Here is a 14,602-nt window from a genome sequence, read left to right as displayed (position 1 = left end):
TCACAAGAAAGCCCGATGATCTCGCTTCCTTGGCCACCGAGCTCCACGGCGCAGCGCTCCGCTCGGGTCCTCGCTCGGTCGCCTCTTCACGGCGCGGCGATGCGCTTCCTCCGGAGATCCACGACCGCCGCAGCGCTGCTCGCAATCACGCTCGCGCCGTGCCCCGCCGCCGCCGCCCCCGACACGCCGCTGCCCCATGCCAAGCCGCCGGCGGAGCCGTCCGGCGATACGCCGCCCGCCGCGCCGTCCCACGACACGCCGCCCGCCGCGCCGTCCCACGACACGCCGCCCGCCGCGCCGTCCCGCGATACGCCGCCCGCCGCGCTGGTCCCGCCGACGCCGCTCACGGCGCTCGGCGCCGACTACCCGGACGGGGCGCACGGCGACGCGACAGTTCGCCTCGTTCTCACGGTCAACGCGGACGGGACCGTCCGCTCCGCGGTCGCCGAGGAGGGGCCGGAGCCGTTCGCATCGGCCGCCGTGGCCGCCGCGACGTCGTTCCGCTTTGCGCCGGCCACCCGGGACGGCGCGCCGGTCGCAGCCAGGATCCGCGTCGAGGTCCGCTTCACCGAAGCCGCGCCGCCCGCGCCGCCCGACGCCTCCGCGCCTGCACCTGCGCCCGCGCCTCCGGCAGCGGCCAGGGCGCCCGGGCTGCCGCCGGAGGCGCCGCGGTCGCTCGAGGTCACCGTGCGCGGCGAGCTGCCGGCGCCCGGCGTCTCCAGCTTGAGCCGCGGCGAGGTCAGGATCGTCCCCGGCGCGTTCGGCGACCCCTTCCGCGCCATCGAGATGCTCCCCGGGGTGACCCCGATCGTCTCGGGGCTCCCGTTCTTCTACGTCCGCGGCTCGCCGCCGGGCAACGTCGGTTACTTCCTCGATGGCGTCCGCGTCCCCTACCTCTATCACCTCGGGCTCGGGCCTTCCGTTGTCCATCCCGGGATCGTCGATCGCGTCGACCTCTATCCTGGCGGCTACCCCGCGCGTCACGGGCGGTACGCGGGCGGGATCGTCTCCGGCGAGACGACGCCGCCGCTCCCCTACTGGCGCGGTGAGGGCATGCTCCGGCTCGTCGACGTGGGCGGGCTCGTCGAGGGCCCCTTCGCCGGCGGCCGCGGGGTCGCGCTCGTGGGCGGCCGCTACTCCTACACGGCGTTGCTCCTCTCGCTCGCCGCCCCCGAGGTCGCGCTCGATTACTGGGATTACCAGGCCCGGCTGTCCTACGAGATCGTCCCGGAGGGCCGGGTGAGCCTCTTCGCGTTCGGCGCCCACGACTTCCTGGCGACTGACGAAGACGGCGAGAAGACGACCCTCTTCGACACGACATTTCACCGGATCGATCTCCGGTACGACCATGCGTATGGCCGGGGCAGCGCGCTGCGCGGCGCGCTGACGCTCGGCCACGACGAGACGGGGATCGGGGGAGACCTGCAAGCGCTGACGCGGAGCCTCGGCGCGCGCCTCACGCTCGCTCATCGGCTCCCCGACGAGACGACGATCCGCGCCGGCATCGACGCTGTGGTCGACGTCAACCAGCTCGATCTCGACACCGACGCCGGCGGCCCCCCGGGCGACGTCGCGCCGGACGACGATGTCCCCGTCGACGACTTCCTCTCGAGCCGTGTCGACCTCACGGTGGGCGGCTACATCGAATCCGACATCGCGGTCACCTCGCGCCTGCGCATCACTCCGGGGCTCCGGCTCGATCTCTACCATTCGGACGATACGGTCGCGCTCGCCGTCGATCCGCGGTTGTCGGCGCGGCTCTCCCTGGGGCGCGGCGTGACGTTCGTGCAGGCGCACGGCCTCGCGTCCCAGCTGCCGAGCTTCGTCGTCCCGATCCCCGGCGTCCGCCCGGGCCTCGACGGCGGCCTCCAGCGGAGCTTCCAGTCGAGCGCCGGCCTCGAGCTCGCGCTGCCGGAGGACATCACCGCGACGGTCTCGGTGTTCCACAACGCGTTCTTCAACATGACCGACGCGCTCGGCTCTCTGGGTCTGGATTCGGTCGAGGACGCCCTCACGCTCCGCGCGCTCGGCGCCGCGACCGGCGTGGAGCTGTCGGCCCACCGGAAGCTCACGCGGCGCGTCGGTGGATTCGCGTCGTACACGCTGTCCCGCTCCACGCGCAGCATCGGCCGCACCCGGCAGGTGAGCTCGTTCGATCGGGCCCACGTGGCGAACGTCGCGCTGACCTACGACCTCGGCCGCGGATACAGGGCAGGCGGGCGCTTCGTGTTCTACTCCGGGCTTCCGCAGAAGATCGGCGGCGCGACGCTTTCGCCGATCGGCGGCGTCCCTGGAGGATCCGGGCCCCTCGCCGGCGGAGAGACGCGGTGGGAGCGGCTGCCGTCGTTCTTCCGCCTCGATGTCCGCCTGGAGAAGCGCTGGCCGATCGGGAAGTCAGGCTGGCTGTCGCTCGTCCTCGACGTGCTCAACTCCACGCTGTCGAAGGAGACCATGCCGGGGATGTGCGATGCGTTCTCGTCGTGCGAGCCGACCGAGTTCGGGCCGGTCACGATCCCGAACTTCGGCCTGGAGGGCGGCTTCTGACGGACGCAGCGGGACGAGATGGGCGTGTCGGATCCGTGCCCGGCACGCCGGTGGCGGGGTAGATGTAGACAAGGACCCTGTCACGGAGCAGCTCACCCAGATTCCATTTCTTACCGTCGACCCCGCGCAGATGGTGGGGTCGAGGAGACGGGGGCGAAGGCCTCGCGGCGTCGCCGCCTGGCAGCGGTTGCGGCCGGCCTGGTCGCGGGCGCTGGCCGTTTTCGGGTCGAAGATCCGGGGCATGCACGGCGATCGGCGAGCCTGGCACGGCCGGGTGACGCGATTTGTGTTCGGGTCCGGGTCTGCTGAAGAGACAATTCCGCCGCATGCCGGCGACCTCCAGCCCCTCCTTCGAGCTCACGAGCTCCCGCGTTGCGCAGCGCCACCCTGGCGTGGGACGCGTCGTCGGGGCGCTCGCGCTGCTCTCGATCGCGGGCCCCATGCTCGTCAGCGAGCTCGCCGCCGTCCTCGGGCGGAAGCTCGCCTCACCGCTGTTCGGCCAGATGGCCCGCGACGTCGGGGCCTGGCGCGGAGCCGGCATGCTCGCCGGCATCTTCCTCGCGCTGCTGAGCGCTTCCATCACCGCGGCTCCCCTCACCCGGCGCGGCACGGTGCGCGTGGCGGCCTGCGCGACCGGCCTGCGCCTCACCCGCGGCGCCGCGGCGCGCTGGATCCCGCGCGCCGCGATCCGCTCCGGCCTTGTCGTGCCCGAGCCGCGCCCCCGGGTCGTGCTGGAGCTCCGCGGCGGGCGGCAGCTCGAGGTGCAGGTCGAGAGCGAGGAGGAGGGCGCGCGGCTGCTCGCGGCCCTCGGCCTCGGCCCGGCGGCGCGGCGCGTGGCGGTCTCGCTTGGCAGCGCCAGCCGCGAGCTTGCGGTCGGCTGTGCCTTCCTGCTGGTCTCCATGCTCTGCTGGCGCTGGCTGTTCTTGAGGGCCGACAGCCTCCGCATCTCGCCCCCCAACTACGCCTGGCTCGCGGCGAGATGGCTGGTGGTCTCTCTGCTGCCTGCCTGGCTCATCAGCCGAGCCGCTCGCCCCACGCGGGTCATTGTGGGCAGCGACGGCGTGATCGTCGAGCGCGACTTCTCGCGCGACTGGCTCCCTTACACCGAGCTCACCGCGATCCAGACGCGCGACGACCGCCTCTACTTGTTCCGCCAGGGTGACGATCTCCCGGTCGAGCTCCGGGCGGGGCGCGACCTGGCCGAGGCGCTCGCGCAGCGCATCCGCGAGGCGCACGAGCGCGCCGCGGGGGGCGCGGCCCCGCCAGGCGCCGAGGCGCTGGAGCGGCGCGGCCGCGATCCCGCGGCCTGGCGCGAGGATCTCCGCAAGATGCTCACCGCAGGCGACTACCGCGCGACCGGCCTGACGCCGGAGGACGTGCTCCACACCCTGGACGACGCCGGCGCCCCGCCGGAGCGCCGGATCGGCGCTGCCCTCCTCCTGCGGGTCACCGGATACCCCGAGGCGCAGAGCCTCATCCGCGTCGCCGCCGAGTCCACGGCTGATGACGAGCTCCGCGCCGCGCTCGAGCGCGCCGCCGAGGACGAGCTCGACGAGGCATCGCCCTCGCGGACCGTACGCTGAGCCCAGCGCCGGGCTACGCCGCCCTGTCGGAAGCCGTCGAGGTGCTCGACCTGCCGCCCCCTGCCGCACCGGTCGTGCTGACAGAGCGCGAGCACCTTCCGGAATGCGCCTTTTCCCGCGCAGCGCATCCGTCACCCACCCTGCGACCCCGTTACGGTCCGAGCTCTCGCTCTGGGGCCGGTCGACATTGTCCGTGAACTCTTCCTTCCAGCCAGCCCTCCATGGCCCCTGCCCCATGGCCCTTGGAGGCGCAGAGTGCGGCACGGCGTACGTCGCTCGCTCGCCTGCGCCCCGGGGACGCGGTAGGCTTGACGGGTGGCTGCCGCAGACCCGACGCGATTGGCGGAGAACCTGCGCCTGGCATTCGAGCTACACGACGCCGGCGTGGCACTGATGCGGCAGAATCTCCGGCGCCGGCTGCCCGAGGCGAGCGAGACAGAGATCGACGAGCGCCTTGCCGACTGGCTGAGGGAGCGTCCCGGCGCCGAGTTGGGCGATGCAGAGGGGCGGCCTGTCCCCTGGCCGCGACGCGCCCCGTGAGCACACTTCAGGACGCCCTCGGCCGCGTAGTCGCGGACCTGGAGGACCTCAACAGGCGACTCGCCCTCGTGAGAGGCCTTGCGGTGTCCGTACGGGCGGAACCGCGGTTCACGAGGGAGGTTGATCTCGCCGTGGTGGTCACCGACGACAACGACGCGGAGGTGCTCTCACGCGAGTTGCAGGCGCGGGGCTATCAGGTGCTCGCCGTGGTCGAGCAGACGGCACAGGGACGGCCTGGCGACGGTTCGACTCCAGACGCCGAGCCGGCCACCACGGGGCGTGGTGACCGACCTGCTGTTCGCCTCCTCGGGCAGGAAGTACTGACCGCCTGCATGGCAGCGCGCTGGATCAGCTGGTGAGGTCGCGCGCTATCACCGGCCAGAGTTGAAACTCAAACCGGAGCCTCTCGAGAGCCGCAGGCCAGAGTTGAAACTCAAACCGGAGCCTCTCGAGAGCCGCAGGCCAGAGTTGAAACTCAAACCGGAGCCTCTCGAGAGCCGCAGGCCAGAGTTGAAACTCAAACCGGAGCCTCTCGACACCCGCTCAATTGAATTATTCCAACACCACGGCAGCGACGTCCCGGTGCGGCCAGCCCCGTCCCCGAGCTGCGCCACTGTTCCCGCCAGCCGCGCAGGCACGGATCTCCAACCCCCGCGCGCATCCTCGCTCGCGGCCGGCTGGCGCGTCCGTTCGTGGTCCTTCCGGCAGTCCACGAAGCTCCGGCTACCGCGCGCTGACCGCCACCTCGCCGAGGCGGCGCTGCTCGCTGCGGTCCGCGACACGCACCAGGCGATCGAGGCCGCGGAGCCATCTGCCCGCAGCCTGCTCGGCCATCTGGTGCGGAGCCAAAATCCCTCGGGATTTCGAGCACCCCCGGCAAGAATTGAACTTGCGACCTTCGGTTTAGGAACTAGCTTTTCACGCTCTCGTAATCAGCTGAAATCCTTCGCTTTTCGACCCACCCGACGGCGACCACGCTACCCCGTTGCCCCAGCGTTGCCCAACCGGGCGATGGCTGCCCGGAGGTCCTCCTGGACCGCATGCGCGTACCGCTGGGTCGTCGCCAGCTCCTCGTGGCCGGCCAGCTCCTTCACGGCGAGCGTCGGGGCGCCGCTGGCGAGGAGCCGGGTCACGAAGAAGTGCCGGAGGTCATGGAACCTCCAGCCGTCTTCCAGGCCGGCCCGCTTCGCGGCTCGCTTGAACGCCTGAAGCAGGCCGTACTCCCCCCAGGGCTTCCCTTGCCCGGTCAGAGCAACCTCACCCCAAGGGCTGGCCTTCTGCTTCGAGGCCAGCTCGAGGATGGGACGAAGCGGAGCGGCGATCGGGATCCGCCGCTGGTGCCCGCTCTTCGGGGCGGCCTCCTCCCCCTTGCACCGGGCTCTCCTGACGACGATCTCGCCGGCCTTGAAGTCGGCGTCGGTCCACCTGAGGCCCCTCACCTCCCCTGCCCTCAGCCCCGCATAAGCCGCGAGGCTGAAGGCGAGCTTGGCCGAGGGCTTCGAGACCGCGAGGATCCGATCCACCTCCTCTTGTCGCAGGACCCGAAGGATGGTCCGGCCGACCTTGGGAAGCTTCGGCAGCTTGGGGAGCTCCTTCAGCTTCCCGAGGTCGTGGGCGGCCCCGAGGACCGACCGGAGGACGATGACCACGTTTCTCCGGGAGGACGCTCCGAGGCCCGCCTGAACGAGCTCAGCATCGAGCTTCTGGACCTCCTCGAAGATGATCTCGTCCAATCGGAACTTGCCGAACCTGGGGAGAAGCTTCGCCTCAAGGACGTCCTCGTAGGTGCTTCTGGAGCTGGGCTTCAGCTTGACGATCGCCTTCCCCTCTCTGAAGAGGGCCACCGCCTCGCCGAACGTGATGACCGACGCCGCTTCCGCCTGAGCTTCGGCCTTCGGCTCGTACGGGGATCCATACTGCGCCATGTTGCCGAGGAGCCGGCGCTCCTCCGCTCGGGCCGCGGTCATCGTCTGGACCTCGGCATCCTTGCGGAACCGAGCTCTCGTGCCGTCGGGCTTCTTGTACGAGATGTCAATGAACAGGCGGAGCTCTCCCCGCCGCTGCACTTTACGGATCATGACCGGCATCCCTTCCGGCCATCCCGCAGGGTTGGTGTCGACCCTACAACATCCACCCATCTATCGCCAAGCCGAACCCTCCAGAGCCGGCCCAGCTTCCGGGCACGCACGCCATCAAGATCGGCCTCGATGCCCCCGTCTGGAGCCCGGACGGCCCGGCGCTCGAACGCCTTCCTGAGCGCGGAGGGAGTCAGCCCGAGGAAATCGGCTGCCGCTTGGAGGGAGATCCAGCGGGTCGTTGTGTCTCTGTGAGTCACGTCGACGATTACACCGACTCGACCCGTCGCCCACGTGCCTCTCTATATCCCACATGCACGCACAGGTAGGACCCGTACACGCCCACATTGTCCGCTGATATCTACACGTGTGGCTGTGGGGGAGCCGGAGCCGCGCTTTCACGCGACATCGACAAGCTCCGTGAGGTGGAAACTGCGTGTGGAGCTCTCGACGCTAGCGGGGCATAGGTGACCTCCTCGTCCAACTCACGTCATCGCCCCTTTGGGGGCAGTGGGCGACGTAGTTCACGAACGGGACCGCGTACGCAGCCGCTCTCGTGCTCGTATGAGGTCCGCCTGAGCGTGAAGGATCTCTTCCTCCAGGGCGTCGAGATGGAGGCCGAGCCGGACGGTTCGGACGATGACTCGGATCAGGAGGCAGACGGAGATCGTGGCACACGCGAGTGTTACCGCAGTCGGCACGATCTCCACATCATCACCCACCCCGCTTGTTGCTCATCGGTGGTATGGTGTCATCGGCGGGAAGGCGACGACGCAGTTCTTCCTTGAGATCATCGAAGCGCCTCTCCTCGATCTTCGCGAGGATCTTGGTTTCGGACGCCGCCAAGCGTTCCTCGAACTTGTCGAGAGCCTGGGGGATCCGTTCGACCGCGGTGACGAGAGCTTTCGTTCGTTCGTCCAAAGTTGAAAGGATCTTGGGGACGACCGACTTCACGACCCACACGATCAAGCCCGTCAGCCCCGTGAGGCCGGTGCATAGAGCCCCGACGAGGACCTCTTCAAGAGGAGACATTTCACCCACCATAGACTTCCGCCTCGATGAGGCTCTGGACGTCGACCCAGCCGACGATCTTGCGGCCACCCACGAGCTCGGCCCCGGGGTCCTTCCCGTCGATCACGACGTCCCGGCCGCCTACCCACACCCTCTTCTTGGGCAGGATGGCTTGATGGCCATCGACCCGCTGGCCGCCGTCCATGGAGGCGATCATCACCCGGTGATTGGTCGCGACGCCGAGCACGACGTAGAAGTGCTCGACCTCGCTCTTGCTGCCGTCGCCCACGAGGACGGCATCCCCCGGCAGCGGGATGGCTCCCTGGCGGTACGGTCTCCACGCGCCCCGAGCTCGGGCCACCTCGACGAGCCGGGAGATGGCCGTCCCGACCTTGTAGGGCGCGCATAGGAGAGGGTGCTCCAGCCCGAGGCGACGCCAGAGGCCGGCCACGACGAGGCCGCAGCCGCTCATCCGGGCCATGTCCGAAGCCCTGTGGGGCTCCTCCTCGGAGGCGACGAGGTCGAGGTACTCTCGGCGGGCCTTCGGGCTCTTCGGGTCGGCAGAGAGGCCGGCCAGGGACCGGGCGATCTCGACGGCCCGGGCGCGGGAGGTCACTGCGGCCTCTCGGCCGGCTGCATCCGCTGCTCGGGCGTGACCTCCGGGTTGTGCTTCCTCCGGGAGGCGAACCCCATGTCGACGCCGAGCTGCTCGAGCGAGCGGAGCATGCAGGGCAGGCAGATTGTGAGCTCGTCACCCCAGGTCGCGTTCTCGAACTCCAAGGCGAAATCCGAGCCACACGTGGCACAGTGAGGTTCCGCAGGGGCGAGGGTCGTCACCGTGCCGCTCGACCCTCTCCATCGAAGGGAGCCAGTCTGCGCGTAGAGGCACCCACCACCGACGGGGTTCGAGGTCGGGATCGAGGTGACGTTCCCGATCCCGATGACCCCCTGCCCGTTCGCGACCGTTTGGCTGGGGGTCGCAGTCTCGATCAGGACAATATTGCCACGGGTAGCCCCGCTGCCTGCGGAGCCAGGTACGAGGAAGATATCCCCGGATTTGTTTCCACCACCCGAGGCCACCCCCGAGTGAAGATAAATAAAACCCGAACTGTTTCCCGCCGTGCCAGTCTCAAGGAATACAGCTCCGCTAGGGCCGACAAAATTATTGCCCGTGAACACCTGGACTGCGCCGGTCTCGAACGCGCTGTCCTTGTCGAACGACTGGATCGTAACGTTTCCGGATCCCTTACCCGATGACGGAGTAGAGGCGACGCCGCTCCTGATCGTTATTCCGCCGGGGCTCCCCGTCGTCGCGTTACTCCCCGAGACGAGGAGGTTTGTCCCCGCACTCGCCCCCGTGTCGGCCGGCTTGACCGTTGGCGTCGTGACCGACACAAAGGCGCATCCACCGGAACCATCCCTCATCGCCACCGTGTTCGCCGTGGCGCTGGACGTGGCGTTGTTCAGAAGGCTTTGGTAGGCCGGCTTCAGCTGAATGTCGTCCGCGTTGACGACGATCGATCCATCCGCATTTTGCCCCACATTGTACGCTCCGGCGGCGAAGCTCATGCCGGTCCCGGCCGAAGCTGGATTCACCACCACGCCGCGGATCAGCTGGTTGAACTTCGAGATCCAGCCGAACTGACTGGAGCCTTCCAAGCTTTCGTCGAAAGCCCCGACCCGGTATCCGGTCGCGGTCAGTACATAGACGCCGAACGTCGTCGCCAGGCTGGGATCCTGACGTCCGTTCGCGTCGAGTCCGTTGTTCACCTTCGACTGGAAGATGAGAGCGGAGCCCGCTGCTGGGGCGGTGAACGTGGCGGTCTTCGCCACATGGTCGATGGTCAGCCCGGTCGTGACCGTGACCGCGGAGAGGAGTTCATCCGTATTGATGCACGAGATGGCCCAGCTCTTGACCCCCGCGGCATCCGCGAGGGAGATGGTCACCGTCGAACCCGCGGTGACATCCACCCCGTTCAGGGTGCTCGAACCATTTACAAGGCAAGTCGGCAAAGCCATCGCGAACACCTCAAGCGTCTGTCGAGTAGTCCACGCCCGACGACGAAGCGACCAGTCTCCATACGCCGGAGACAAGCTGGACCTCTGCGAAGCAAGGCTGGAAGATCCGAGCCGTGACGTTGCTCGTGCCGGCCCCCTCGTCTACGTCGATCACGTGCTCGACGTACCCGTTAATGAAGGCAAGGTCGTTGCCCGACCCTTCACGCCTGAGCGTATAGTGAAACGGCGATGCTCCGAGCTTCAGATAGAAACGCATCCAATCGCCATTCGTCGGCAAAGGAGCCGATGTCTGCCTCAGGGTGATGATGCGCGTTGCGGCAGGATTGCCCGCCAGGATGAAGACATTCCCCTGCGAGACATCAACCGTCTGGGTCGCATCCGTCAAGAAGACGGGAGCTCGGCGCCGGGTAATGTTGCTAAACGCCATGACGCCGGTCACCGCGACATTCGAGGCAAGCGTGTCCGTCTGCCCCGCCCGCTTGTCGAGAGCGTTCGTGACGTTCGCGTCGAGCGCATTGATCTGACCGCTCGTGAGCTTCTCGTTGACGCCCCAATCCGGATTCTTGATTCTCGTAAGCGCCATAAGCTATGCCTCAGTCAAAGCTTGATTGTCGAGGTTCCGTTCCTCATCGAGGTAGAATCCCGCTCCGTGGGCACCATCGAGGAACCAGTCGAACGTTACCCAAGCGGGCTTCAAGTCATCGAGGAACAACGCGATCTGTGCGACGGCATCGTAGAATGTTGCATCATCGACACCGGCCGGTTGCACCGCCTTGATCGCCACGTGTGCGATGGTCGAGTACCAATCGCCATCAGCCAGGGTGACACCCCCAGGGACGGTGGCTCCTCCAGGGACGCGGCCTATCGCCTGCGATGAAGGCGTATGAACGAGGCCGGCGTAGATGTTTCCGAGCACGACGGTCAGGAGGTCGTTCACCACCTGCTGCGTTGGAGGTGCACCGTAAGCCTCCATCTTCGCCCGGACCTTCGCCCGTCGCGCCACATCGGTCTCATTGGGAAGAGGGCGAATGCCGAGGATCTTTTCCCACCGCGGAAGAAAGTCCGTCATCCGGAGCGGGTCCCACTGATTCGTCATCCTCCGGTTCAGGTGCCAGAGGTAGGAGAGCGCACGAGCTTCGGCGTTCCGCTCGGCCCAGACGAAGGAATCGACCTCCTTGGTGAGGGCGGACCCATCCGCTTCGAGAAGGGAGTTGAGGAGATGCTCCTCGATGTGCCCTTCTTCGGCGCCGAACTTGTCGGGGGACGGGTTGAAGTTCCCCATCTACTTCACCAGACGATCATGGTGATGACGGTCGAGGCATCCGGATCGGTCGCGGTGTTGTTCTGCGTGATCCGGATGCGCATCGAGTTGGCTGAGACGCGAACGACCGATGCGAAGAAGAGGCTCTCCCCCACGTTCCCGACCCCGAACCGGAGGTTCAGGCTTCGGGTGACACCGCGAGCATCCGCCACGGTCGTCGGCCAGGCCGCGAGGTAGTTGCCCGCTCCCGTCCTTGAGATGGTCGGCTTGTACTCCAGCGCGTTACCCCAGACCGCGTCATGGTCGGTGACCGTGGCCGTAGACCCATTTGTGGTGAACGAGACGAAGGCTCGCTCGATCATGCGGGTCATGGCCGCCGTGTCCGCTCGGGCTTCGTTCGACGCCTCGGCCGAGAGATCCGTCGTGGGATCCTCCACCGGCGAGTAGTCGACCAACTCTCCCCCGAGCGCAGCGAAGTCGTTCTTGTCTGGCAAGCTCATGGCGATGCTCAGACCGGGTAGAACCCGATCTGCCGTGGAACGAAGATGTAGGGACCGTCCGTGATGGCGGCCGGCAGAGGTGGCGTTACCGAGCTCTGATAGAGGTACTGAGCATCGAAGACTTCATCCCCTGCGTCCGAGAGGTTCCTCAGGAACGACTTCTTCAACTCGGCCGGCCAGCTCGAACTAGCCAGAGGGCGGCGGTAAGCACAGGGGAGCAGACTCGCGTTGTTGGTTTTCTCGTACGGCCCGAGCTTGCCGAACCCATCGAGCACAGCCGCCACGTACGCCGGCATGTTCTCCGCGGCCGGGAAAATGTAGTCTCCAACCGCCACGGAGACGCCGTTGGTCGAGACGAAGGGCGTCTCGATCGTGATGTCGTAGTTCGGGGCAGCCATGAAGGACGTCACCTTCGCGGTCCGCAGCGTCCAATCATCGCGGCTCAGCCAGCATACCTGGGACCCGACGATGGGCGGGATATCCGAGGCAACAACGAACCTCGTCGTGTTCGTCACCGCCAGGACAGCCGAGTAGCCAGGCGATGCTCGTACGGGGAACGGGTTCGCGTCGGTCCATCCCCCGCCCGGCCCCGCTGGGCTTGCCTTCGGGGAGGCTGGCAGGGCGAGGCCCATCGAGAGGTCGACCTCCTGGTTCTGCACCGTGGTGACGACCACCTCCACGAACTCGGGGAACGCGGCGAGCACGGCCGGGACGATCGTTCCGGAGAGCACCAGGGCGTCGACGTCCCGGTGCTTGTTCGTGCTCGTCGGCGCTCTGACGACGGCAACGTGGACCGTGCTCGGACCGTTGCACGCGGAGTAGGCGAACGCCTTCTGAACGGCCGTCGATGCCTGCTCGGCCGCCAAGGTGATGCTCGGCCAGTTCGTGCCGTTGGGAGGCGACTGGAGCCGCTCCAGGAGCCGCGCCCGAAGGCCCTCGTAGTCTTCGGCGTCGACGCCGCCGGTGAGCCCTCCCGTCCCGACGACCGCGATCGGCTGGACGAACGGCGGGGGCGCCGTCCACCGGAGGACCGTGCCGGCCGGCAGGTTCGTCGACGCCCCGGTGTCCACGCTCGCGATCGGGATCTCGTCGCCGTCGGAGTACGAGCCACCGACCTCGACCTTGTAGGTCAGGCCAGCCGGGTCCAGAAACTGCGCCCCCGTGGGGATGGCGATCGGTGTGCTGACCGTCGCGTCGAGAACCACAGGGCCGGAGGATGGGCCGGCAGGACGCAGGGCCAGCTTGTACAGGCGGGCGACCCGAACGAGATCATCGCCCTGTGCCGTGTCCGCCATCTGAGCGTTCGCCGCGAGCGGGACGTTGCTCGAGGCGACGTAGATCTGCTGGGCCAATGCCGTAGCCCGCAGGAAGATCTCCGTCCCCTCGGAGACGTTGGGGTTTGCAATCCCCCTCTTGATGAGGGAGTTGCGGTAGGTCCTCAGGAAGTCGTCCCGGATGTCTTCCAGCGACTTGATCCTCAGGGATTCGACCGTCGTTGCCATCAGACGAACGTCGTCTCGACCTTGCCCGTCGAGAGCGCCTTCCACTTCACAGCGACCTGAACACCTGACTGAGCGACCCTTGTCATGGTCACATCAAGGATGCTGATGAGGTTCCGTCCCGTCATGGACTTGAGGGCGGCTTCGACGGCGTTCCGGGTCCGGGTCGCGGCATTGTCCGTGATGACCCCCGTCGGAAGCTCGATGCCCATCGTCTGCACCGCTGAAGAACCAACGGCCGTCCGAACGGCGAGGTAGACCATCTGATTCAGCGAATCCCACCCGATCTTGTTTCCTGCATCGTCGAGCACGAAATCGCCCGAACGGGTATCTATCAGCGCGCAGTCGCCATAGGTACCGTCCGGCCTTCTCAGAAGCTTGGCCGTGGAAGAGTTCACCTGCGCAGGCGAACCGAACCCATACCTGGAGGATCCCAAGGCGCAGGCACCAATACCCAAGTTGCTGCTCATAGAGGACACACGGGTTGTGGGGGCGTGATCGTGGGCAGCAGAGGAAGGCTGACGCTCGGCAGTACGATCGGCGGCATCGAGAAGCTAAGCGAAGGCAAGGTGACCCCGATGTCGAAGCTCAAGCTCAACGAAAGGGTCGGCAACGGAGGCAGGCTGATGCTCGGTAATGTGATCGGCGGAACCGAAAAGTTGAGCAAAGGCAAAGTGACCCCGACGTCGAAGCTCAGTGACAGGCTGACCGTCGGGAGCGGCGGAACGCTTGGGATCGCTACGGCGATCGGTGGAAACGAGAACGTTGGGAAGTCACAGACGCCCAGGCATTACCTCGCCGACTTCACCGATGTGCTGATGGCAGTAGCGGCCAAGACCGGAGGAATGGCCGTAACCGACCCGGGAGCGAGGCCGTTCACGGCAGCGATGAGCTGCCCGAGCAGCGTCGTCAGGCTGGAGATGTACGCCTGAAGACCCGGACCGAGGACCACGCCATCGGAAGCAGAAGCCCCAAGGGAGATGGCTCCGGCATTCAAGGCCATGGCCGCACCGATGATGGCCACGTTCCCGGACGCGCCCACCTGGACATCAGCTGCGGAGGCCAGCTTGATGCCGTTCGCGTCGATTGTGACGGCCCCTCGCGCCCCCGCGGTAATGACGACCTTCCCCTCGCTCGAGAGCTGGAGCAGGATGGGCTCTCCGGACGCTTCGTTCCCCTGCTGTGTCAGGGCAGTGATCGTCGACGTGGTGCCGTCATCCTTAAGCAAGATCCGGCCGGTCCCCGTGTTGCTCGGACCACCAGCGTATACGCAGGCTTCCCCCTCTTTGAGGCTGCCATAGATCTTGGTACCGCGGGTGTCCCGAGAGGCGATGCAGAGATCGTTGCATCCCTGGTTCAGCGTGATCCCTTGGCACGCACGCTTCCCCGGCTCGGCCTTCGCAGGACGAGAGGCGAATCCTACGTGCTGCCACCACTCTGCATTGTCCGAGAGGACCTCCGAGTTCACCGCGTCGCCCGTCTGTGCGAGGATGACCCCTCGGCTATCGATGGTCGTCCCGAGAACATCGGCACCGTTCTCGAAGATGTCGGACAGAAGATCTACGGGCAT

General features: G+C 67.2%; 14 protein-coding genes. 4 read left to right on the top strand and 10 right to left on the bottom strand.

Annotated features, from left to right (window positions below; translation table 11 throughout):
- Nucleotides 1–99 precede the first annotated feature (99 nt).
- From WME75_RS10890 to WME75_RS10875, 4 genes are all read left to right on the top strand, one after another.
- Nucleotides 100–2,544, top strand: a complete 2,445-nt coding sequence (locus tag WME75_RS10890; protein ID WP_437489515.1) for a TonB-dependent receptor domain-containing protein — start codon at nt 100–102, stop codon at nt 2,542–2,544.
- Between the two features lie 326 nt (nt 2,545–2,870).
- Entirely contained in the window at nt 2,871–4,127 is a 1,257-nt protein-coding gene (locus WME75_RS10885) for a hypothetical protein (RefSeq protein WP_437489512.1), read from the top strand.
- 315 nt (nt 4,128–4,442) lie between these two features.
- A complete protein-coding gene (locus tag WME75_RS10880; protein ID WP_437489509.1) occupies nt 4,443–4,667 on the top strand; it encodes a hypothetical protein in 225 nt (74 codons plus the stop codon).
- Nucleotides 4,664–5,026 carry a hypothetical protein gene (locus WME75_RS10875; RefSeq protein ID WP_437489506.1) on the top strand — a complete coding sequence of 121 codons (363 nt, stop codon included), beginning with the start codon at nt 4,664–4,666 and terminating at the stop codon, nt 5,024–5,026. Before WME75_RS10880 ends, WME75_RS10875 begins: the two co-directional genes overlap by 4 nt.
- Nucleotides 5,027–5,644: 618 nt before the next feature.
- On the opposite strand, the gene WME75_RS10870 is transcribed toward WME75_RS10875, so the two are convergent.
- From WME75_RS10870 to WME75_RS10825, 10 genes are all read right to left on the bottom strand, one after another.
- A complete protein-coding gene (locus WME75_RS10870) occupies nt 5,645–6,754 on the bottom strand; it encodes a tyrosine-type recombinase/integrase (protein WP_437489503.1) in 1,110 nt (369 codons plus the stop codon).
- Between the two features lie 702 nt (nt 6,755–7,456).
- Nucleotides 7,457–7,774, bottom strand: a complete 318-nt coding sequence (locus WME75_RS10865) for a hypothetical protein (RefSeq protein ID WP_437489500.1) — start codon at nt 7,772–7,774, stop codon at nt 7,457–7,459.
- Between the two features lies 1 nt (nt 7,775).
- The gene (locus WME75_RS10860; RefSeq protein ID WP_437489497.1) at nt 7,776–8,369 is read right to left on the bottom strand and encodes a hypothetical protein; all 594 of its coding nucleotides are present in this window, start codon (nt 8,367–8,369) and stop codon (nt 7,776–7,778) included.
- A complete protein-coding gene (locus WME75_RS10855; protein WP_437489494.1) occupies nt 8,366–9,724 on the bottom strand; it encodes a hypothetical protein in 1,359 nt (452 codons plus the stop codon). Before WME75_RS10855 ends, WME75_RS10860 begins: the two co-directional genes overlap by 4 nt.
- A gap of 58 nt (nt 9,725–9,782) precedes the next feature.
- Entirely contained in the window at nt 9,783–10,355 is a 573-nt protein-coding gene (locus tag WME75_RS10850; RefSeq protein ID WP_437489491.1) for a hypothetical protein, read from the bottom strand.
- 3 nt (nt 10,356–10,358) lie between these two features.
- Nucleotides 10,359–11,054 carry a hypothetical protein gene (locus WME75_RS10845; RefSeq protein ID WP_437489489.1) on the bottom strand — a complete coding sequence of 232 codons (696 nt, stop codon included), beginning with the start codon at nt 11,052–11,054 and terminating at the stop codon, nt 10,359–10,361.
- 5 nt (nt 11,055–11,059) lie between these two features.
- Nucleotides 11,060–11,533: a hypothetical protein gene (locus WME75_RS10840; RefSeq protein ID WP_437489486.1), complete on the bottom strand. Its 474-nt coding sequence runs from the start codon at nt 11,531–11,533 to the stop codon at nt 11,060–11,062.
- An 8-nt stretch (nt 11,534–11,541) separates the two neighbouring features.
- Nucleotides 11,542–13,035, bottom strand: a complete 1,494-nt coding sequence (locus WME75_RS10835) for a baseplate J/gp47 family protein (RefSeq protein WP_437489483.1) — start codon at nt 13,033–13,035, stop codon at nt 11,542–11,544.
- Nucleotides 13,035–13,430, bottom strand: coding sequence for a hypothetical protein (locus tag WME75_RS10830; RefSeq protein ID WP_437489481.1), 396 nt, complete (start codon nt 13,428–13,430; stop codon nt 13,035–13,037). Before WME75_RS10830 ends, WME75_RS10835 begins: the two co-directional genes overlap by 1 nt.
- Nucleotides 13,431–13,822: 392 nt before the next feature.
- Nucleotides 13,823–14,602 (bottom strand): hypothetical protein, encoded by a 780-nt coding sequence (locus WME75_RS10825; protein ID WP_437489479.1) that lies wholly within the window; start codon nt 14,600–14,602, stop codon nt 13,823–13,825.

The organism is Sorangium sp. So ce1014 (genome assembly GCF_051521505.1).
Classification (GTDB): Bacteria; Myxococcota_A; Polyangia; order Polyangiales; family Polyangiaceae; genus Sorangium.
The sequence above is the reverse complement of the archived record's forward strand: the minus strand, read 5'-3'. Positions and strand labels throughout refer to the sequence as shown.

Coding starts and splice junctions, on each gene's coding strand:
- WME75_RS10840 (WP_437489486.1), bottom strand. CDS start 11,533: ATGAGCTTGCCAGACAAGAACGACTTCGCTGCGCTCGGGGGAGAGTTG.
- WME75_RS10850 (WP_437489491.1), bottom strand. CDS start 10,355: ATGGCGCTTACGAGAATCAAGAATCCGGATTGGGGCGTCAACGAGAAG.
- WME75_RS10890 (WP_437489515.1), top strand. CDS start 100: ATGCGCTTCCTCCGGAGATCCACGACCGCCGCAGCGCTGCTCGCAATC.
- WME75_RS10865 (WP_437489500.1), bottom strand. CDS start 7,774: ATGTCTCCTCTTGAAGAGGTCCTCGTCGGGGCTCTATGCACCGGCCTC.
- WME75_RS10835 (WP_437489483.1), bottom strand. CDS start 13,035: ATGGCAACGACGGTCGAATCCCTGAGGATCAAGTCGCTGGAAGACATC.
- WME75_RS10870 (WP_437489503.1), bottom strand. CDS start 6,754: ATGCCGGTCATGATCCGTAAAGTGCAGCGGCGGGGAGAGCTCCGCCTG.
- WME75_RS10845 (WP_437489489.1), bottom strand. CDS start 11,054: ATGGGGAACTTCAACCCGTCCCCCGACAAGTTCGGCGCCGAAGAAGGG.
- WME75_RS10825 (WP_437489479.1), bottom strand. CDS start 14,602: ATGCCCGTAGATCTTCTGTCCGACATCTTCGAGAACGGTGCCGATGTT.
- WME75_RS10885 (WP_437489512.1), top strand. CDS start 2,871: ATGCCGGCGACCTCCAGCCCCTCCTTCGAGCTCACGAGCTCCCGCGTT.